Raw genomic sequence first — 22,842 nt, forward strand, 5'->3', positions numbered from 1 at the left:
TATTATTTCATTTTTGGTTGTCCGAAAACTGCTAACATACCTTCACGAGTTACTACCCAAGAGGAACCAAATTTACGTATCGTACCTTCTGGAAAATCATTTATTCGTTTCCGTAATGTTGAGTCATTGATCCCCCATTCTTGACACGCTTGACGCGAACTAAGTAAACTTGGATCATTTAAATTTATCGTATTACTTTGTTTATTCAAAATCCCACCCCGAACTTCCAAATAATGCAACATTACATTAGAAAAACTTTTTAAACTTAAATTACAATCTAGTACATCTTTAGAAACTTTTTTTCTAACATCGCATTTTCTAAAGATGTACTAAACGATAATAAAGGGGAAATATAAACACTTTCCCCTTTTAACTATTAACCTACTTTTTTGTTAAGTAAAATTAAGCGTCTAAGCCGTAATCTCTAACTAGTGAAATTAAACCGCCTTGGTAGCCGCTACCAATCGCATTGAATTTCCATTCGCCGTTATGACGATATAATTCACCAACTACTACTGAAGTTTCTATTGAGAAATCTTCACCTAGGTCATAACGAATTAATTCTTCACCATTCGTTTCATTTAAAATACGAACATAAGAGTTGCTGACTTGTCCAAAATTTTGGTTACGTGCATCAGCTTCATGAATCGTAATAGCAAATGCGATTCTTTCTACTGAGGCAGGAACGCTTGTTAGATTAACTGTAACTTGCTCATCGTCACCATCGCCAGCACCAGTTCTGTTATCGCCGTGGTGTTCAACTGATCCATTTCCACCTACTGTATTGTTGTAAAATACGAAATCTTTTTCAGTAGCACATTTACTAGCTCCATTTAATAAAAATACTGATGAGTCTAAGTCAAAGTCATTGCCGCCACTGTATTTATTAGTGTCCCAACCTAATCCAACAACAATGTTCGTTAAACCTGGATTTGTTTTCGTTAAATCTACCTTTTGTCCTTTTAATAAATTTACTGTCATTTTAAATGCACTCCTTTTCAATTATGTTTTTTATTTATTGAAAACGTTGAACAATTTTATCTAATGCTATATCTTTTGTTCCCTCACCAACTGCAGAGAACTTCCACTCCCCATTATGGCGATAAATCTCACCAGGGTATAAGGCAGTTAATCCTGAATAATTTTCAGTGATATTGTAGTTTACTAACTCTGTGTTTGCAGACTTGTCTACTACTCGAATAAATGCGTTTTTAATCATACCGAAATCTTGCTTACGTTGAACACAAGCATAGATATTTACAACAAATACAAGTTTATGTACATAAGATGGAACCTTATTTAAATTAACAAATACTTGCTCATCGTCACCGTTGCCATCACCTGTTAAATTATCTCCAGAATGAATTACGCTACCGCATAAACTTTTTTTGTTTCCAAAATAGATTACATCACTTGCACTTCTTAACTTGTCATTTTCATCTAACATTAAAACAGAAGCGTCACAGTCAATGTTTTCTTGTTTACCAAATCCGAAGAAACCACCACTTTTTTTCACCGGATCCCAACCTAAACCTACAATTAAAGAGGAAAGTCCCGCTCTTCCTTTTGTAAGGTCGACTTTTTGACCTTTTTGTAAAGAAATTGCCATATGCTATTAACACTCCTTATCATGTATTAATCACGCTTGCGTGATTTATATTTTCATATTATCATATAAACTTTGGAAATACTATCAATAGCTTGGTGTTTTATGGAATATGTTACAATTTCTTGTCATGATGGTGAGCTTGTCTTGAGTAGTCTCGTAGATCTTCTATCCCTTAATAGAATACAAGTTCAATTGAAGTTGAGTGGCCCTACAAATAAGGAGTCTATATGTACTTATAAACTGTGGACTGCAATTAAATTCTGAAAATCGCAATTAAAAATACCGAAACTGCAATTAAATTCCAAAGAATCGCAATTAAAATTAAATATTACCCATACCAGTTAAGGTATTACTAGATAAATGGTAGCTACTTTTCAATGGAAACCTTGCAAATATATTCCAACTCTTACTAAATTCGAATAAAAGTCTGTTAATTTCCTATAAAAAGAGCAATGATTTTAACTACAATTGATAATCTCAGCTGGATACCTCCCACTAAGCGAGGCATCCACATTATTTTTTGAATTAAAAAGGGGGCCGCCCTCATGTCAGTTATCCTGACTTATGAGACAGCCCCAATCTATTCCAGTACATTTTACCGATGAATATTATCTTTTTAAACTTTATTGAATTTGACAACAGTTATAGTAGTCGTAGGACTCACATTTCCACTCTTATCCGTAGATGTTATTGTTAAAATCGTTCCAGCTTTTAAGGTAGAATTAATTGTAATCGTAAATTTACCACTACTACTAGCAGTAGTAGTTACTTCCCCAAATTTATTAGAATCACTCTTAACAACAACTACAGATCCTGGTTCAGCTGTTCCTGTAATAACGTCAGTTTTATTCGTTACCGTATTAACAGTTGGTGCTGCTGGAGGTGTTTTGTCTATTACTGTTACTTCAACTTTTGCACTACTATTTCCTGCTGAATCAGTAGAAACAATTGTTAATACTGTTCCAGCTAATTGTTTTGGAATTAATACGTCAAAACTTCCATTACTATTTGTCTTTGCTGAACCAATAGCTTTATTTCCTACAGAAACGATAATTGTCGATCCTGCTTCGGCCGCCCCAGTTACATGTATGTCAGAATCACCCACTACATTAACAACTGGTTTGATAGGAGCTGTTTTATCTACTACAATTACTTCAGTTATTGAACTATTATTACCTGCTTTGTCTGTTGAAAAAACTGATAATATTGTTCCTGCACTTTGTTTTGAAGATAATAAAACAGTGAAGTCACCATCTTGATTTGTTACTGCTTGACCTAGAATGACAATCCCTTTTGAAACTGTGATTGTTGTTCCCGGCTCTGCTTTTCCTGTTACATAAGTACTATTGTCTTGTACTTCATTTACGACAGGAGCATTCGGTGCTGTTTTATCTACTACAATTACTTCAGTGATTGAACTATTATTACCTGCGTTGTCTGTTGAAACAACTGATAATATTGTTCCTGCACTTTGTTTTGTTTCTAATAAAACGCTGAAGTTACCATCTTGATTTGTCACTGTTTGACCTAGAATTACGATGCCCTTTGAAACTGTAATTGTTGATCCTGGCTCTGCTTTTCCTGTTACATAAGTACTATTATCTTGTACTTCATTTACAACAGGCGAATTTGGCGCAGTTTTATCACTTACGATTACTTCTACTCCGTCGCTTTCATTGTTTGCTGAGTCAAGTGCTGTTACTACAATTTTCGTACCAGCTACTTGTTTTGTAATCTTTATTTCAAAGTTTCCAGTATTATCCGCTATTGCATTAGCAATTTCATTACCATTTACTTTTGCAATTACTTTTGCTCCTACTTCAGTTGTACCGGTAATTTTCTCATCTTGATCAGAAATAGCATTCACTACTGGAGCTTTTGGAGCAGCAGTATGAGTTCCAACTAATTCTTTCGTATCCCTTACTCGTATACGATTTCCTTCTGAGAATTTACCTGCTAGACCAGTTGCTTCTAACGTATCCCCAATATTCAAGTTTGGTACAGGTCCGCTTTGGTTTACAACGTATCCATCTGTGAATACCAATGTTGGTCCTGAACCATCATCAATCACATAGGAATTATCGTCATACTTAGAAACGACTTTACCAGTTACTTTAACTAATTGACCTTGATTTTCTTCATTATTTGAATCTTTTGTACTGACAACCTTTGCTTCGACTGGGGTTCCTTTTCCTAGCTTTACAACGCTCTCTGTAAAACTACCAAACTCTAATTCGAAGTTATTTTCAAATATTTTTATATGACCATAAATGCGTATCTTATCGCCAACTTGTAAACTTCCTGCTGGCACATCATTAAAGGCCATAATTCCACCAGTATCATCTTGAATATAAGCAGCGTCAAAGAATGAAATTGCTGTAACAGTTCCTTCAACAACTGCGTTCGTACCTTCTGTAAGCTTACGAGCATCACCAATTGACTTTACTTTGGTATCAAGATGCGCTAACCAGTTTACAACGTTTACTGCAAACGGGTCATTTCCTTTTGGATTATAAGTTTGATCCATTTGTTTATCATTAAAGATATTCATACCTGAAACGAATACTCGACCATTACCAACTTGTTCAGAAGCAATAATCGGAATACTAGATCCACCAGTAACTTGATCTAATGCTGGACCATTTTTCCCATTAGATGTCTGAACATTATATTTTACAGTATCTGATTTGATAGTAGATATATCTTGGAATGTAGACTCATTCCCTTGAGCTAGAACTGTAACAGTATCACTGTCAGTTAATGGCACTTTATTGCCCGAACCATCATTTTTAGCTAGACTTGATCCACTATAATACTCAATCGTTGGAACAAAATCTGTTAATGTTGTTTTTTGATTTGGTGTTGGGTGTAATCTAACTGCATAATTAGCAGTCAGTGGTGTTCCCCAGAAGTTACCATCATGTGTTTCATCAAAAATTCCATCATTGTTCACTAGAATACTTGATCCTACACCAGATAAAATGCTATTTATGTTTTGATTTGTAGCACCAAAGTTACTCTTTTCTGTCGTCAATAAAGAACCGCCATTTTTCACGAAATTATTAATATCAGAAATTTCACTAGCAGAATATGCTGTAGCTGGATGTGTAATTACTAATACGCTAACATTCTTTAATACTTGCTCTGTAAGCGGTGAAGAATTTTCTGCTACAGTATAGCCTTGTTGCTTCATTAACGTTGTAAATAATTTAAAGTTATCTTTATATGTGCCTGTGTCTTGTTTCGAGTTCTCATTATTGTGAGATCCATCAATCATAACAACTTTGTTTAATGGAGCTTTAATTGTAAATGATTGCTCGTATTTGTTATTACCAAGATCATGTCCATCAGCTGCTGATAAAACAACAATGATCTTATGTGTACCTGGAACTGGATCCGTCCATGTAACACTAGCACTTGCTGATGAATTTGATGGAAGCGAATCGATTGAAGCATCTGCAATAAAATGATTAGCATCTATACTATCATAATAGAAATGAGCAGTTACTTGTTTAACATCTAATGATCCTTGGTTACTTATTCCCGCTGTTAAATTAGCTGCAAGTCCACCAATAATCGCGCCATCTTTTGTCGTAACATCACTAACTTTTACTGCTAAGTCTTTTTGTTGTGACCAAATTGGTGAAGAGTAAATTTGGTCGCCATCCTTTTGTGTAACTTTAACAACGAACCATTGTTGTCCGCCAACTACAGTAAAGCTTGGCTTCCAATTAAATGAAGTTGAATCGTTTGTTGGAACATATTTGTCTACTACTGTTCCATGATTTGTAATTAATTCTACTTTAGCGATTGCATCGTTAGAAGCAGTTTTAATATAACTATAATCAGGATCACTAGCCTGTTCTAAAACTGGGTCTTTACCTGAAATATTAAAATCTAACGTATCAGTATCCACTGTTGATCCCATATAAAAGCCACTTGCAGATACATCTAATGAAAAGTTTGGATCCTCTGACATATAAACACGTCTGTTTTTCATTGCATCAAGTAGAGCATCTTGACTTAAATCTTTTGCTACGATTACAGTACGTTTTTTGGTTTGACCCCATGTTGCATCATGGTTATCTTCACCATAAGTTGGTGCAACATGCCAGCCGATATCAAGCGCACCATAGTAGCTATCTTCTGCGTTCGCATAAGAGTATTTTCCTGATCCATTCCCTACTTCAAGCATTGTAAATAGCTTGTCTAAATTTTTGTTATAAGGGATGAAGTTATCAAAGGCATTTGCAGACATTTTTGGATGGTTAAATTGAGCAACGATATTGTCATATGTTAATACCCATCCATAATACTTTTGTAAATTTTGATAAGCGCCACCATCTACAACACGATCAATGAAATTTTCAGTTCCGAATACATTTGAGTGACCCCATGTAGTTGATGTCATTTCAAAAGCTGGGAATACAACAAATTTACCATCTTTTGTATACTGTTTTGCTAAATCCTTTGTTAACTGCCAATCAGTGCCACCTGTTCTCTCTTTAAAACCTTTATGATCAACAGTATCTTTATTAACAAGATTTGCATCGATATCGTGAGAGTGATCCGAGAATGCAAAGAAATCATAATGATACTTTTCAGCAGCTTTTAATGCTTCTTCAGGAGTACCTGCTGCATCATGTGAAATATTCGTATGGTTATGTGTCGTTCCACGGTAATGATTCCCACCAGTAAATCTTTCTGTAACTGTGAATTTCCATGTAAAGGTAGAAGGATTATTTAATTTATCCTTTGCAGACACTGTTATTGTATGCTCACCTTCAGTTAATTCATTAGCAGTTGTAAGATTTAATTTAATTTCTGTATCAGTAATTGTTGCATTTGAAGTTTTATCTTGACCATCGATTGAAATAGTTGCTGACGAAAGATTGATTCCACTTGGATCATCCATTTTCACAACGATTTCAGGATGTCTTGAATCAGTTTTATCACCATTTGCAGGTAACTCATTAAAAAACTTAGGACCATCCTGATCATCTACTACATTCACTTCAAATGGTTTTGAAGAACTACCTACAGCTTGTTTGCCTTCTGCATTTTCCGCCTCAATATAATAGTAGAAATTTCCTTTTGGAACATCTGCTTCTAAAATTTTTCCATTGTAATTAATATGGTCTGCAGTGTCCATGATTACTGAATGATAAGAAGTCTCGTTTTCTCCTTTATAATAAAGCGTAACTGAATCTGCGTTCTTTGCAGTCGCATTAAACGAAGCGTCCATTCCTATATAAGCTTTTGTAATCGGAGTATGAGTTAACACTAATTGACCTTTTACATCATTTGCGTTTCTAGGTATAAGTAGATATCCACTAGTAAAAGGTGCAGCTTTTTTATACTGATTAACAATACCTGTAAAAGTGTAAGTCTGACCTTGTTCAATATTCCCTAGAGATCCTTTAATACGTACGATCGCTAAATTATCGCCTGATTCATCGCTTACTGTAATATCATAATTTGGACCATCTGATGGAATATTTGTTACTTTTCCAGTGAATGATACTAATTTGCCTTCAGTTTCTTCATTTAACCCACCGATTGTAATATTTGTAGTTGCCGGTAAATGATCATTTCCAACAAAATGAATAGCTGTTGGAATAAATTGTGTCATCCCCGCCGTAAATACTACTCGTCCTTCAATGCTATATTTATTTCCTGCTTGAATCGTAGTAGAAGGATTCAAATGATTAATAACATTGATTGCGCCTGCTGAATCTTGAATAAAGAAATTTGTATTCACATCGCCATTAGGGAGATTATCTGTAGTCGCTACTCCCTCAATTGTAGTTGAGTAACCATTGTTGATTGGAAATCCTTTTTCATCATTTTTTCTTAAATCACCAATTGAAGTAACTGTTGTTGACTTACCAGCCACATCTACTCTCGTGTAACCGCTTTCCTTTGGAGTAGGTTGTGCAGAATCCGTTTCCGTTAAGAAGATAGATGTCTGATCACTAGAGTCTTCAAAACTTAATGTAAAAGAGCCATCTGCAGCTGCTGTTACTTGTTGCCCGTTTGTTAATTTGCCTTCATTCTCAAAATAAGCTTTTACAGTAGATGAAGCAGGTACTGATTCAGCTTGACCTGTTACAGTTGCTGTACCATTAGATTTTGTAAAAGTTATTTTAGATCCATCTGGAGAAGACATAAATTTTGAGTTATGAACAGCCATTTCATCAGCATAGTTGGCACTTGATGGTTTATTCAGTACGAAATCTTTTGAAGGGTCTTTTGTAAACCAACCGTTTCCAATTCCGTATGCCGAACGTGGGTCTGTCCCAATATTTGTTTTACGTTGAATCGTTCCTCCACCAATTGTAGAGTCCGAAATTGGACTTCCCCAATATAAAGGATTTTTATAAACTGCTGTACCATTCGTAAATGCTAATAAATCAATTGCATCTTGATCATCAACACCTGTTACAGCTGTCGTTTTCTTTGCAAGTACTAAAGCGCCCCCAGTTGAACCACTTGGATTTAACGTAGTTGTTACATCTGGAGTCACAGGAAGCGCTTGTCCTGTCGTACCTGTACTACCTGCTACTAAGAAGTAACTATGTGCTTTAATTACACCGGATAGTGGTTGCCCTGCACCAAAGCTCATTGTTGATGCCGAAGTATAAGCAATTGACCAGCCTGTTAAATTAATATTTTTATCTGTATTATTATAAAGTTCAAAAAACTTTGTTTTGTAGAATGCTCCCCCATTACCACCATTTACATAGATTTGACTAAATACTACGTCACCTGGTGAAATACCTTTTGGGTTTTCAGTTGGACCAGAGTAGTTTACTGCAGTTCGATCACTAGGAGCTTTTTCAGCTTCCTGAGCAACTAGATTAATGACTGACTTCGATCCAGGATTTGCAAATGTTACGTTAAATGAACCATCTGCTGCAGCTGTTGTAGTTGCTACTACAGTATTGTCATCAAAATAAACATTTACAACCGCATTGCTAGCCACTGCTCCAGCAGTACCTGATACAGATGTATACGAATTATAAGAAATTTTTGTAGTAATCGGAGCAGCTGTTTTCTGAACGACAGAACCCGAGAAATTTACTGAAACTTTATCACTTTCAGCTTTTCCAGTTTCTTGTGCAGTAACATATACAACCGATTGTGAGTTTGTAATTGTAGCAGTAAATGAACCATCTGCTGCAGCTGTAGTAGTACCAGCAAGTTTATTATTATCACTATAAACCTTTACAACGGCATTACTTGTAACTGCTCCAGCATTTCCAGTTACTGTTGAGTTTGTAGAATAATTGATTTTTGTTGCGTCAGGTGTAGCGGTTTTTTCTAACGGTGTTGATCCTGTTGCGTCACCGTTAATAACGATATCAGCAATACGACTTGTACCTGTTGTCGTACTAAAATTAGTACCGTCATTTTTTGCAGCTAATGTTGAATTGACGATCCATCTTAAATAAACTAAGTTCTTATCGTTTACCTCACTTGGCAACGCTACATTATTTAGCTGTCCCCCACTTGCCCATGTAGCATTTCCAATTGAAACAGAACCATTAGTTACATCAGCCCATGTAGTTTCATCCAAACTATATTGAAGCTTGAAATCTTTTGGCCCCGTTGAAGAACTATATTGTTTAGATGAAAGAGTTATATTTTCGTAGTTTTTTGTTGATAATGAAACTTCCCAATATGAATTATTATTTGACCACGTATTTGCGTTAATAACTGTATTTCCAGATGGACCGGCATTATAACCAGTAACTTTGGAACCAGTGGTCGTTATATTACTATTCATATTTTCAGGTATTCCAGCTGATGGTGTAGTTACTTGTCCATTGCTAAAATCCCATTTCGCTAAAGTAGTTGTAGTGGCTGCTTTAGCCATTTGTGGACTAATTGTTGATAATAGCAATAGTATCGTTGCAAAAAGACCAAAATACCTTTTGTACTTATGCATTATTTTGTGCATGAAAATTTCCCCACTTTAATTTATTATTTCTAATTAACCAAAACCTTCTTTCAAAAACACAAGACTATTTTACCATCGAGTTATTTCTAAATAACCAAAACCTTTTCTCGCAAACACAGGACTATTTTACTACTGGGAAATAATTACAGAATTCTCTCCTCTCCTCACTTGAATTTTAGTTAACGCCAGTTAACTATATAATGTATATCATAGAAAATTCTACAATACTAGTCTAAATATACGAACTCTTTACAATTTAAATACAATTCTGTAACATTTACTTTGTACGATAACTATGTCTTTCTTACTTTTATTTCCCGGAGGAAACAAATGAATAATAGTATTTTTTACTTACCAAAAAATAGATTCAGTCGTGCTTTTCCCCTAGTTTTCTGCTTTCTCATTTTTTTTAGTACATCTTTTCGAACTGCAGAAGCTCATTCATTAAGCGCTAGTTACACTACACTAAATCTCTTAAAATCAAAAACTACAATGAACTTTGCATTAGATGAAGTCTCTGTCATGGAATTAACAGGCGGGGATGTTAATAAGAACGGAATGTTAGATCCAGATGAATTTGAGGCAATAAAGAATAAAATAGAATCTACGCTCCAGAGCAATCTAATTCTGAAAATGAATGGCGAAAAACAAAACTGGACAAAGGTAAATAAATTGGAGCTTAATCGTAAAGGTGATGCTACTCAGCTCATCCTTGAAGTTGATTATCCTGCAATCCAACCTTCACAATCTATTAGTCTTGCTGATCATTTGTATGAAAATGATAAAAATACTAGTACGACCTATGTTGATTTGTTGAAAGTGAACTACGGCAAAGAAAATAGTACTGCCGCTCTTTCAGATCAAAGCCGTGCTTGGTCTATGATTCTTAGTGACAGTGCTTATGAGGGATTAAGCAATCATCCAAATAATATTCAACCTGCACAACAACAGCAACAGGCCGTAATAAAAAAAGAATCCAATTCGGATTCTTCTACAAATACTTCATCTAAAGGATGGGTTACATTTTTAAAGCTTGGTATGAACCATATACTTACCGGTTATGATCATTTGCTATTTTTACTATCACTACTAATTGCAAGACAAAGCTTTAAGCAGTTTGCTAAAGTAATTACTGCATTTACAGTCGCACATAGTTTAACTTTAACACTCACTGTTTTAGGGATCATTTCAATTCCTTCTTATATTGTCGAACCTGCAATAGCACTTAGTATTTGTTACGTAGCAATTGAAAATATATTCCGTAAAAACATTGGTCATCGTTGGGTATTAACTTTTATTTTTGGATTAATTCATGGAATGGGTTTTGCAGATTTATTAACAGCTATGCATCTTTCAAAAAGCGAATTAGCAGCTGATTTAGTTAGCTTTAACCTTGGCATTGAAGTGGTCCAGCTTTCGATTGTACTATTATTATTACCACTATTAACTCAATTACATCGCTCAAAGTATTCGAGGAATGCAATTATTTCCACATCTACGATTGCTTTTATATTAGGTGGAATTTGGTTATTTGAACGCGTCATATCTTAAACAGAAAGAGTGAATCCTTTGCGAAGCATTGCTACTGAGAAACAATCGCCAGTCAATTCAAATCGACATTTTCTAATCATTATTTGCTTACTATTTGTATGCCTATTATATATTTCATCTACAACAGGATTAAGTTCAGTTTTTTCAACTACAAAACTACAAGTCTTTAAGATGATCTTTATTAGCATTATTATTGAAGCTCTGCCTTTTATTTTAATTGGTGTATTCGTTTCAGCGATCCTTCAGGTTTTCGTTACAGATCAAATGGTCCAACGATTTATACCAAAAAATCCTTTATTAGGTATAATCGCAGCAAGCGTGTTAGGCATCATCTTTCCAATATGTGAGTGTGGAATGGTACCTGCTATTCGTAAACTAATAAAAAAAGGAATGCCATTGTATGTTGCGGTCACTTTTATATTAGTAGGACCGATTTTAAATCCAATTGTATTTCTATCAACATTAACAGCTTTTCGTAATCAACCAACCGTTGCATATTATCGTATGGGACTTGCTTTTGTAGTTGCACTAATCGTAGGACTGATCGTTTTTCAATTTGTTAAGTCAAATCAGTTACGGGAACAGGTCGATCAAACGAAGCAAGATCACCACCATCATGACCATAAACACAATACTGCTTCAAATAATAAATTCATTGCAATCGTAGGCCATGCAGTAAATGAGTTTTTTGATATGGGAAAATACTTAGTTTTCGGTTCGATCATTGTTGCTCTACTTCAAATTATCATTTCTCAAAGCAGTTTAATTGAATTGGGAAAAAGTGGTCCATCAGCAAACTTCCTGATGATGGGATTAGGCTTTATTTTATCTCTTTGTTCTACATCAGACGCCTTTGTAGCTCAATCACTTCAAACAATTTTTACAAAGAGCTCTTTAGTTGGATTCATGGTTTTTGGGCCAATGATCAATATTAAAGGGATCCTGATGATGCTAGCTGTTTTCCGATCTCGATTTGTTTTATTACTTAGTACACTAGTTTTCATTTTTGTTTTTATTGGAACGCTTGTTTTACAGTCTATTAATTTATAAAAGGCAGTGATCTATTTTGAAAAATAAAATCAATTCGACTTCGATTCATCATTTTACAAAAGCTGTTATACTCTTAGGACTTGCTGTCTATATTTTTCAATTAACACTTACAGACGAGATCCTGCAATTTATCGTACCGGAGCTTGTCATTTATGTAAAAATTGCAACCGTTATTCTTTTGGGTGTCTCAATCGTTCAAATCTATATAGCTGTTCTCTCATTAAAAAGACATGTCATTATTTGTGATTGTGGTCATGATCACAGTCACGACCAAGTTTTTAGTCATGAGCATCATCATTTTTTAAAAAAGTCAGTCGTAAAAGACGTTTTTATTTACAGCCTATTTTTATTCCCTCTATTACTCGGATATATTTTGCCAAACCATGCGAGTTCTAGTTCGCTTGCTAATAACAAAGAAATGAATTTTAAAGGACTAGCTGTTCAGGCTTCTTCGAATGGTCAGGCTGTTGAAGTGAAAGGTCATGAAGACCCTGCTTTAAAAAAAATGTTCAAAACAAATGTGTATGATCAAGATTACGCTAAACTTGGAATGTTACTGTACAAACAGAGTACAATCGAGATGAAGGACAAGTGGTTTATTGAAAAACTACAATCAATGAATACATTTGTCGACAATTTCCAAAATAAACAAATTAAAATTAAAGGTTTTATCTATAGAGACCCTAAGTTAGCAGGTAATCAATTTATTATTGCAAGAATGGGTATGACTCATTGTATAGCCGATATTTCACCATTTGGTATTATTGCAGAATCAACCGATTCACAGCAATTTATGAATGATTCTTGGGTAACAATTACTGGAACAATCGGCAAAACAAACTTTAATGGTCAAACAGTTATTAAAATAAACGTTCAACAATCAGAGCCAGCTAAATCTCCAAGTGTTCAATACGTGTATCCAGATTGGAACTTTGGATCAAAGCTGTAGCTTTAAAATTAATTTAGAGGTGTTTATATGGTATTAAAGTATGGAAGTCTTTTCTTAGTACTCCTTCTTACGTATTATAGCTTTAATCATTTTTATCGAAATAAAGGGAAATTTCCTACTACTTTAAAATCAGTTATCTCTTTATTAGTCGGTGTATCTTCAGCTACAATTAGTTTCTTAATCATGTTAAATACAAATTATAATGTACTACTATCGATCATTCTCAATCTATTACTAGTTTTATTATTTTTGTTTTTATCGAAAAAACTATTTAATAATGGCATTACTGAAATGTTAGCGTCCTTGCTCGGTGCATTTGTAGGGACTATCATCGGATATATGACATTTAGTTCAAGCATAAGCGTCGTTATTGTGGATATTCTGTTTATAGTTTTCATTTATCTATTATTATTTTTCGTTGATCGAAAGCTAGTTTCAAATTTAAATCAAAAAAATAAGATTAAGAGAGATCATGCAAAATCATCAAACAGTACTGTAGTATTAACTTCAATCCTACTTATTTTGGTCATCATATTTACTGTTAATATGAATAAAGTAAAAGTTGGTGTAATTGGGCAACCACAAAAGCAAGCTGCAAAACAAGATGATCAAAATGACCTACAATACGCAACAATTCACGTAACGCCATCAGGTTTTAGTCCGAAAAATACAATCTTTAAACCTGCGACAATGACTAAAATTATTGTTGAAGTTGATCAAGATGCCGGTGCCAATGCAAGATTAGCCTCTACTGACTTAGGTATAAACATTCCGTTGAAAACTGGAAAAAATATTCTCTTATTAAATAATCCATTAAAAGGAGAATATAGCATCTCTTTGGAGCCTTCTAACTCTGTTGGTAAGTTGGTTGTTAAATAAATAATTAATTAAGAAAAATCCACAAGTAATTGGTTTTACTTGTGGATTATTTTTTTGTATAAAGCCTAATACACCGTTGAATAATCTTACTATCTAATCCAAATAAAATTTTAAAATTTATCACATTTCTATCACAATTTTACTTTAGAATTTAGAAGTTGTTTTATTTTCTAATTCACTCTAATAGATATGAGGTGACATAAAAAAATGAAAATCCGAGTTATAGGGTTTTCTTTCTTACTATTATTGATTGCTGCTACTTTATTTCCATCCTTAGCATCAGCACATGCTTATATCATCAAATCTACGCCTTCAGAGAACCAAGTTTTTATGAATTCTCCTCAACGTATTCAAATACAGTTTGATGAATCAGTACAGTCTGCATTTCATTCTTTACAAGTTTTAGATGAATTAGGTAATCGAGTTGATTTGCAAAATGGAAAAATAAATAAGGAAAATCATTCAATTTTAGAGGGGAACTTAAAACCTAATTTACCAGATGGAAATTATCATATTGCATGGAAAGTGATATCCAGTGACGGACATTCAGTAAACGGTGTAATTCCATTCAGAGTTGGAAAGGTTGATGGTTCATCAACGATTTCCAATAAAGCAAGCCAATCCTTACCAAACACAGACGTAATGGGAACCTACTGGATTGAATATATGAGTTTACTTTTATTTGTTGGACTCTTATTTTTTTGTTTATTCGTTTTCAAAAGCGATCAGAAAAATAGAATGATTGCCTTTAAAAATTCTAAAGCTTTATTGTTAATCTTCTATTTTGGAATTTTATTTAGTATTCTGTTCAGCCTTTTGGTTGAAACAAAAAACTATGCAAATGGTTCATGGCAAAGTATTTTCCACAAAGATTTGTTATTGGAAACAGTAAAGAGTACGAAATTCGGAAATGTATGGGTAATCCAACTTCTTCTGCTTATTGTTTTAGCTAATTCGTTATATATGGCATGGAAAAGTGAGCAAAAATCTTCATTTTATTGGTGGTTAAGTGCTTTATTGGTTAGCTTTTTCTTACTAATCTCAAAACCTTTCATCGGTCACGCATCAATGCAAAATGATTTTTTACCAATTTTGCTTGATTGCATTCATTTACTCGCGGTTTCGATTTGGCTAGGAGGATTAATTGGAATCAGTTATTTACTTCCTAAAATTCAAAAGAAACATGAGGGAAATGAGAATTATTGGAAAACCATTCAAAGATATTCTATTTGGGCGACTATATCTGTAACTTTACTTATAGGAACAGGAATTTATGCAAGCTTAAAGTATGTACCTAACTTTTATGCTTTATTACATACAACCTATGGCAAAGTTTTATGTGGAAAAGTTATCTTATTTGTTATCATGCTAATTTTAGGGTTTATTCATTTTATCAAAGGAAAACGTAGCAAAAATAAACTAGGAAAGTCAGTATGGCTTGAAATAAGTATAGGAATCATCGTTCTAATCCTAACGTCCTTATTAACAAACCTACCTACAGCAATGGAATCCCCTGGTCCTTTTAATGATACAAAGCAAAATAAAGGATATTCAATTTCATTGCATGCCACTCCGAACATAGTAGGTAAAAACACATTTAAAATAAATATACGTGACAAAAACAATAAACCTGTGTCTTCTATCCAACAAGTCACGCTTACCTTTAAAAACACGGACATGAATATGGGAACTAACACAACTCAAGTTAAAGAAACTTCGTCAGGTGTTTATGAAACGCAAGGATTTTTTACAGATATGGCAGGTCATTGGAATGTAAAAGTCCATATTTTAACGAATTCCCTCGATTCAGTAGATGCAGATTTTAAATATATAGTAGGAAGTAAATAGTTAATCACATTCAAAGGAGACTAACAAAAAATGAAAAAATTCATTTCAAAAACGGCTAAAATTATCGCTTCAGCGTTCGCAATGACAATGTTCTTTACTGGAATTGCGAGTGCGCATGTTGTAGTAAATCCTAAAATTTCAACCCCTGGTGCTTGGGAAACATACACAATGAAAGTACCATCTGAAAAAGAAATAGCTACAACAAAAGTTACACTTAAAATCCCTTCAAAATTTGAATTTGTTTCATATCAACCAATCCCAGGATGGAAGTTTAGCGAAACAAAAGATGCAAACGGTGTTGTTACGTCCGTTACTTGGAGTGCACAAAATGAAGGTATTTTAGCGGGGCAATTTCAACAATTCGTATTTATGGCAAAAAATCCAGACGCTGAAGTAAATGGAGCTTGGGACGCATACCAATATTATAAAGATGGCAGTATCGTTGAATGGACTGGTGACGAAAAATCAGAAGCACCACACTCGATTACGAATATTGTAAAAGATACAACTGTTAAAGGTGAAACTGTTAAAACAACGAAAGATGAAACGGTTGAGGAAAAAACTGAGAAATCAAATTCTAGTAATACTTCTTTGGTAATGTCAATTGGGGCAGCCGTCCTTTCATTAATTGCTTTATTGGTTGCGATTCTTAAGAAGAAATAAGATAAAATGAGGGTGTCCCAGAGACCCCTCATTTTTTTAATGCTTATGATGTAGCGAGCTGAGGCTCAGCTACAATTAAGTTTGTTAGAATAGCAAATAAATGAAGATATGCTGCAAATAAACAGTGGACTGCAAATAAAATCTGAAAATCACAATTAAAATTGACAAAAGTGCAATTAAATTTTGATAATCGCAAATAAATTTGGCAGAACTGCAATTAAGCTCAGATGAATCGCAAATAAACTCTACAATTACCCACACTAGTAGAGGTATTATGACCTTGAATACACTAAAAAAGAAGTTCATTTCAAATGGAAAACTAGCAAATATGCTCTGTAGAATAAAAACTTGATAAAAATCGGCTAATTATCTTTAAAAAAGAACAATATTATCAACATAAAATAATAAGCACTAGTGAAATACCTTGCACTTTAGCTATATTACTATAAAAAGATCGCTTATGTGGTAGTAAACTGACTTATGAGACCTCCCTTTTTATCAACCTTTCCAAAATTCTTATAAAAAATTAAAACCTGTTCCCGATAAGGATCAGGAACAGGTTTTGTATTATATATTAACCAATTTAAAAAATCTTCCGCTGTTGTCGATCATCTTTCAAAATTTCCACAGCTTCTCTAAATCTCTGTGAATGAACAATTTCACGTTCTCTTAAAAATCTTAAACTATCATTTAAATCCGGGTCATCAGAAAGATCAATGATCCATTGATACGTAGCCCTAGCCTTTTCTTCAGCTGCAATATCTTCATACAAATCCGCAATTGGATCACCTTTTGCTTGAATATAAGCAGTAGTAAACGGAACACCATCTGAATTATGGTAGAACAATGCACTATCATGAGATGCATAATGGGTATCTAATCCGGCAGCTTTCATTTGGTCTGGAGTTGCGTCTTTTGTTAGCTTATAGATCATCGTAGCAATCATTTCTAAATGTGCAAATTCCTCTGTTCCGATATCTGTTAAAAGTCCAATAACTTTATCTGGAATTGAATATCTCTGATTTAAGTACCTTAAGGCAGCTGCTAACTCACCATCTGCTCCACCGTATTGTTCAACTAAAAACTTGGCAAGCATAGGGTTACAGGTACTTACTTTAACTGGATATTGTAATTTTTTTTGATAAACCCACATAAATATTCCCTCCTTCTATACCTGCCATGGCCATGGGCCTTTATGCCAGTTCCAGTTTTGATCTGAATAACTGCCACCAAATTGATATAATGGTCCATATTTTGATTCGAAATTAGCTTCGATTTGTTTTTTATATTGGACGTATTGATTAAATTGGTTAATTGCATTTTGATCACCTGGATGAGTATCTAAATATAAGGTTAGTTCTACAAGTACAAAATCAACAGCTTGCAGTTCCTCTAAATCCTGATAATACTCTGGAGGAAGTTGCTCAGTCATTTTTAATCCCTCCTAGGTTTATATGGATTTTCATAAAAGTCATAAAACACTTTCCATAAAGTACCTTTTTTCAATGCCTCTTTGTATGAAAATTGCTCTAGTCCTGGTGGCTGAAATCCTAAATATAAGTGTGGAGGTGTAGAGTAATATTTTGTACCAATTGGTGGACACGGGTCATTTGGTCCATGAAAAACATTCCATGATTTCACAGGGGTAAATTGTAGTCCTTGATTACTTTCGTTCAAACTGATCACTCCCTCAAATAAAAAGACATCCACTATTTTCACTATATTCAACAGAATTATAAAAAATGAATTTTTATCGTTCAACGAAAGATCGGCTATTTACTTCAAAAGCGGACCGAATGCCTGATTCGATTGCCCCTTCTATCCATGCAGGCGCAGAAGATGTATGTTCACCAGCAAAATGAACTCTCCCCTCAGGAGTGGAAATATAAGGCGTTAGCTCTCTATTTTGTTCTGGCTTGAACATAGAAAACGCTCCCCCAGAGTATGGATAAAGAGCCCAACTATGCGTGTAACCTGTAATAAATTCTGTATAAACTTGATTACCATGGATCGTGGCCAAATTACTTAAAGCATTCATTATCCGATCATTTTCTGACATACTATCCCATATCAGTGCATCATCTTCCCATGTATAACTAGCTAATACGATTCCCGATCCATTTTTACCATTATGATTACTTGGATAATATGCAAATCGGATAGGTAAATCTGTGGTTAATTTTCCACCTAATGTCCCATTTTTTTCCCAGAATCTACTTTTAAACTGAAGTCCAATTTTAGTAGACGGAACATAGTGCAATTCTCGTATTGCTTTCCATTTATCATAAGAAAATGAATTTCTTGGAACCACTTCTATGAAGTTTAATAACGAAAAGGGGATAGTAATAATGGCATAGTCAGCAGTAGTTTGATAAGGCAGATGGCTTGTATAATGATCTGAGTGAATCGTTACTTGATTATTTTCTTGCACGATCTTATTCATTTTTTGTCCAAAGAATAGATTATCCTTCAATTGTGTTAAAAACTTTTTAGGTAGTTGATCATTTCCACCTGTAATCTCATAAAACTTAATTTCCTTTGAAAATAATACAATGAACTCTCTTAAAATAGCCGTAAAGGCAAGCTCAGGAAAACCTTCCATACCTTGAAGTACCTTTACTTTCTCTACAGCACCAAGCGACAAGGGTGTTCCGATTGGATTATATCTTAAAAATGAATCCATCGAATGCTGATCATAATTTTCAATAATAGTTTTCCAATTTTCATCTGGGTTTTGTTTAATAAAGTCCATTGCAGACTTTAGCGATCTTTCAATTAACTGGTCAACATTTACCCCTTTTTCATTGGCTGCTACACGATAACCTAAAATATCAGGATTTTGTTCATATTGCTTCTGAGTTGTTTTTATCCCGTTAACGAAGATAATATCCTCTGACTTCCCATTTACAAATTCATTTACGTTTAAGTTGAATTTTTTTATATATTCAAGTACAAGCTTGTGATTAGAAGCAATACGCATTGCACCCAATTCTAAGTATTGATCATTAATAAAAGGTGCTCTCTTCGTATAAATCCGACCACCTACTCGACCATTTGCTTCTAAAATCGTTACTTCATGTCCTGCTTCCTTTAATAAAGAACCTGCTACTAATCCTGAAATTCCCGCTCCTACTATAACAATCTTTTTCGGATTATTTGTCCGCTCTAGTCCATTTGGTATTAAAGTAACCATTTCATCCTTCGATAAACGCCTACCTGATGTACTATTCATGTTCCCTCTCCTAAAAAAATTATTTTAGTTCATAAGATTTTTATTCGTTGAAATATTTCATTAGAATAACAAATCGTTTTATGCATGAATTTTTTAGGAAAATTTTTACAGTTAAGATTAGGAAATTTTACTAAAAAAACACTCACTTCAAAAGTGAGTGTTTTCTGACATTATTCTTTCACAAATTCCTTCGTACTTCTTACAGTATCAATCTGACGTACCATTCCTTCAATTTCATCACGTTTTGGTTCTAAGAATGGAGGTAATGATAACTTTTCTCCAAGTGTTTCGTAAGGCTCGTCACCCATAAATCCTGGTCCATCTGTTGCAAATTCGAATAAGATTTGTGGAGCAACCCTTGCGTATAATGACTCGAAGAAGTGACGATCTACATAGCCAGAGTTTGGTAAACGGAATGAGTCAAGACGTTTAATCCACTCTTTTAATACGGATGTATCTTCTACGCGGAAAGCTACATGGTGAACAGTACCGAAGCCTTGGAAAGCTTGTGGTAATATTTCATTATGCTCTGCGATAATTTGTGCCCCGTTTCCACCTTCACCGACTTCGAATAAATGGAATGAACCTTCTTTATTAATCTCTTTGAATAAAAGTACTTTTTCAACTACTTCTTTAAAGAATGCGAAATTAGCTACACGAATAAAAATTGGACCAAGTCCTGTGATTGCATATTCTAATGGGATTGGCCCTTTTTGCCATGGTGTACCTGAAGCAATCCCTTTATTGTGTTCATCTGAAATTAATTGATATTGCTGGTCGTCGAAATCAACAAATGATAATGTTTTCTTACCAAATTGTGTTTTTATTCCTGAGTGCTTTACTTCTAATCTGTCAAAACGCTTTACCCAATAATCTAATGCTGCATCAGTTGGAACTCGGAAAGATGTTTTTGAAATCTCATTAGTTCCATGTACTCCTTTTTGAATTCCAGGGAAATCGAAAAATGTCATGTCCGTTCCGGCACTTCCCTTATCGTCTGCAAAGAATAAATGGTAAGTTTGAATATCATCTTGGTTGACCGTTTTCTTTACTAAACGCATCCCTAGAACATATGTGAAAAATTCATAGTTTTTTTCTGCACTACTAGTTATAGCAGTTACATGATGGATCCCTTTTAAGCCGTTCATACTTATTCCTCCAGATAATTTATTTATATAAGCTTTTTTATTTTGTGAATCTATTGATGAAGAATACTGAAAAAATTTATTAAAATTTATTTTGAATTCAATATATCTCGAATTCGAGATAAATATATCATGTAAATCATTTACCGTCAAATTGTTTTTAATATGTAAAAAAACTCTGGCAATTTTGCCAGAGTCTCCAGATTAACATCTATTCAATTACTCTAAATGGTCGATCTAGCTCAAAAAGGTTGCGATATCGTTTCTCAGTTTTGAAAAGTTCTCCATGTGAGCCTTTCATAGCGATGTTGCCTTTGTCTAAGAAGAGAATTTGATCAGCCATTTCTGCACCGATTAAATGGTGTGTGATCCATAATACTGTCTTTCCTTCTAATACTTTAAAGATCGTATGAAGTAGTTTTCGTTCTGTTATTGAATCTAAACCGACAGTTGGTTCATCCAAAATAACAATTGGTGTATTTTGAAGAAGTATTCTGGCCAAGGCAATTCTTTGACGTTCTCCACCTGAGAATCTTACACCGGTTTCATGCATAGGTGTATCATAGCCTTCTGGAAGTGATGCTATATAATCATGCAGTTCAACCATCTTCGTAACTTCTATTACCTCTTCATCACTTGCTGTCAGATTTCCTAAACGAATATTATTAATAACTGAAGTATCAAATAAATAAGGCTTTTGATTAAGTACTGATACAACTTTCGAAATATTATCTCCAAAAGCAATACTTTCAATCTCATTTATTTTAACACTTCCATCTGTAGGAGTTTCAACTCCTTCAATTAGCTTTAGAATAGTCGATTTTCCTGAACCACTCGGACCTAATAAAGCTGTTTTTTTGTTTTCCTCAATTGTAAAAGAAACATTATTTAAGATCGTTTCGTTTTCCGAGTAATGAAAAGATACATCCTTAAAATCGATTTTTCGATAATCATCGATATTACCTTCTATACTAGTTAAATTCTGATCACGATTCGCTTCTTTAATCTCTTCTAAACGACTAATAGAATCAGCATATAAAGGAACACTTCCAAGAGAATTTGATAGTGGAATAAAAGCTTCTGTTAAAGGAAATAAAACTAAAACAAATGCGGCTATAAAAGTTCTTGGAATTTCTCCAGCTAAACTTTCATTCCCCGCCCAATAAAGCATCATTAAAACTAAAATTGCTACAATACATTGAGCTATTAAATCGCGTCGTCTTCTAAATCCTTTTTCCTTGTTTTGGATGTTTCTTAACGATGCATCCATTTCTCTATAATTATTAATAAAGCTACTTTGTTTACCACTAAAAAGCCAATCACTAATACCCATAACTGCATCAGTTAAATTTTCATATAAATGACTCTTTTCCTTTTTTATTTGGTAAGTTCGTGCTTTTTCAACTAATAATGAAAAATACGGTAGGACACCTACTAAAACAAAGGCAATGACTGCTGCTAATATTGCAAATGGAATAGAGAAGAATCCAAGTGCTACTACGGATATAAAATAGATAAACAATGAAGCAATTCCAGGGAAAATAGTTTTTAAATAAATATCCTGTAAATATTCAATGTCATTTGCTAAAAGACCTAAAATATCTCCTGTTTTAAACTTCGAATTGATTGTAAGTGCATATGGTTCCAGATTACTAAATAATCTTGTTCTCATTCTAGATAAGATTTTCAAAATTGTATTGTGTCCGACTAATCTTTCAACATACTTAGAAGCCGACCTTAAAATACCAAAAGTACGTACAGCAACGATTGGTACATATATCATTAAAATATTTTCAGGTCTAGTTGCTGCTTTAGAGATTAAATAGCCGGAAGTGTACATAAGAGATGCCGCTGCAAATATAGTCAGTGCACTTAAGAAAATCACACCTATAAATAAACGACGATTTTCTTTTATATATGGTAAAATCCATCCATTTTTATTCAACATATATT

At 33.9% G+C, this 22,842-nt stretch carries 16 protein-coding genes; 6 read left to right on the forward strand and 10 right to left on the reverse strand.

Features of this window, described 5'->3' with window-relative positions; genetic code table 11:
- Positions 1–2: 2 nt before the first annotated feature.
- From BED47_RS18510 to BED47_RS18525, 4 genes are all read right to left on the reverse strand, one after another.
- A complete protein-coding gene (locus BED47_RS18510) occupies positions 3–209 on the reverse strand; it encodes a helix-turn-helix domain-containing protein (RefSeq protein ID WP_254664621.1) in 207 nt (68 codons plus the stop codon).
- Positions 210–402: 193 nt separating this feature from the next.
- Positions 403–981 (reverse strand): TerD family protein, encoded by a 579-nt coding sequence (locus BED47_RS18515; RefSeq protein WP_069034884.1) that lies wholly within the window; start codon positions 979–981, stop codon positions 403–405.
- A gap of 34 nt (positions 982–1,015) precedes the next feature.
- Positions 1,016–1,609 carry a TerD family protein gene (locus tag BED47_RS18520; RefSeq protein ID WP_069034885.1) on the reverse strand — a complete coding sequence of 198 codons (594 nt, stop codon included), beginning with the start codon at positions 1,607–1,609 and terminating at the stop codon, positions 1,016–1,018.
- A gap of 616 nt (positions 1,610–2,225) precedes the next feature.
- Entirely contained in the window at positions 2,226–9,572 is a 7,347-nt protein-coding gene (locus BED47_RS18525) for an Ig-like domain-containing protein (RefSeq protein ID WP_069034886.1), read from the reverse strand.
- A 330-nt stretch (positions 9,573–9,902) separates the two neighbouring features.
- Between BED47_RS18525 and BED47_RS18530 the strand changes: the two genes are divergently transcribed.
- The 6 genes from BED47_RS18530 to BED47_RS18555 all read left to right on the forward strand — a co-directional run bounded on the left by BED47_RS18530 (position 9,903) and on the right by BED47_RS18555 (position 16,512).
- On the forward strand, positions 9,903–11,123 hold the full coding sequence (locus BED47_RS18530; RefSeq protein ID WP_069034887.1) for a HupE/UreJ family protein: 1,221 nt from the start codon (positions 9,903–9,905) through the stop codon (positions 11,121–11,123).
- Between the two features lie 18 nt (positions 11,124–11,141).
- Entirely contained in the window at positions 11,142–12,173 is a 1,032-nt protein-coding gene (locus tag BED47_RS18535; protein ID WP_254664622.1) for a permease, read from the forward strand.
- A 16-nt stretch (positions 12,174–12,189) separates the two neighbouring features.
- A complete protein-coding gene (locus tag BED47_RS18540; protein WP_069034888.1) occupies positions 12,190–13,122 on the forward strand; it encodes a TIGR03943 family putative permease subunit in 933 nt (310 codons plus the stop codon).
- A gap of 27 nt (positions 13,123–13,149) precedes the next feature.
- Positions 13,150–14,001, forward strand: coding sequence for a hypothetical protein (locus BED47_RS18545; RefSeq protein ID WP_069034889.1), 852 nt, complete (start codon positions 13,150–13,152; stop codon positions 13,999–14,001).
- A gap of 207 nt (positions 14,002–14,208) precedes the next feature.
- A complete protein-coding gene (locus BED47_RS18550) occupies positions 14,209–15,849 on the forward strand; it encodes a copper resistance CopC/CopD family protein (RefSeq protein ID WP_069034890.1) in 1,641 nt (546 codons plus the stop codon).
- Positions 15,850–15,879: 30 nt separating this feature from the next.
- Positions 15,880–16,512 carry a YcnI family copper-binding membrane protein gene (locus BED47_RS18555; protein WP_069034891.1) on the forward strand — a complete coding sequence of 211 codons (633 nt, stop codon included), beginning with the start codon at positions 15,880–15,882 and terminating at the stop codon, positions 16,510–16,512.
- A 583-nt stretch (positions 16,513–17,095) separates the two neighbouring features.
- On the opposite strand, the gene BED47_RS18560 is transcribed toward BED47_RS18555, so the two are convergent.
- The 6 genes from BED47_RS18560 to cydC form a co-directional block, all read right to left on the reverse strand.
- Positions 17,096–17,665, reverse strand: a complete 570-nt coding sequence (locus BED47_RS18560; protein ID WP_025569244.1) for a manganese catalase family protein — start codon at positions 17,663–17,665, stop codon at positions 17,096–17,098.
- A 15-nt stretch (positions 17,666–17,680) separates the two neighbouring features.
- Complete coding sequence (locus BED47_RS18565; protein ID WP_025569246.1) at positions 17,681–17,944, reverse strand: spore coat protein CotJB; 264 nt, start codon at positions 17,942–17,944, stop codon at positions 17,681–17,683.
- 2 nt (positions 17,945–17,946) lie between these two features.
- The gene (locus BED47_RS18570; protein ID WP_029715400.1) at positions 17,947–18,153 is read right to left on the reverse strand and encodes a spore coat associated protein CotJA; all 207 of its coding nucleotides are present in this window, start codon (positions 18,151–18,153) and stop codon (positions 17,947–17,949) included.
- Between the two features lie 109 nt (positions 18,154–18,262).
- A complete protein-coding gene (locus BED47_RS18575; protein ID WP_069034892.1) occupies positions 18,263–19,744 on the reverse strand; it encodes a flavin monoamine oxidase family protein in 1,482 nt (493 codons plus the stop codon).
- A gap of 170 nt (positions 19,745–19,914) precedes the next feature.
- The gene (locus BED47_RS18580) at positions 19,915–20,892 is read right to left on the reverse strand and encodes a ring-cleaving dioxygenase (protein ID WP_069034893.1); all 978 of its coding nucleotides are present in this window, start codon (positions 20,890–20,892) and stop codon (positions 19,915–19,917) included.
- 208 nt (positions 20,893–21,100) lie between these two features.
- Positions 21,101–22,834: a thiol reductant ABC exporter subunit CydC gene (cydC, locus tag BED47_RS18585; protein WP_254664628.1), complete on the reverse strand. Its 1,734-nt coding sequence runs from the start codon at positions 22,832–22,834 to the stop codon at positions 21,101–21,103.
- Positions 22,835–22,842: the final 8 nt, after the last annotated feature.

Source organism: Gottfriedia luciferensis, assembly GCF_001712755.1.
Taxonomy (GTDB): Bacteria; Bacillota; Bacilli; order Bacillales; family Bacillaceae_G; genus Gottfriedia; species Gottfriedia luciferensis_B.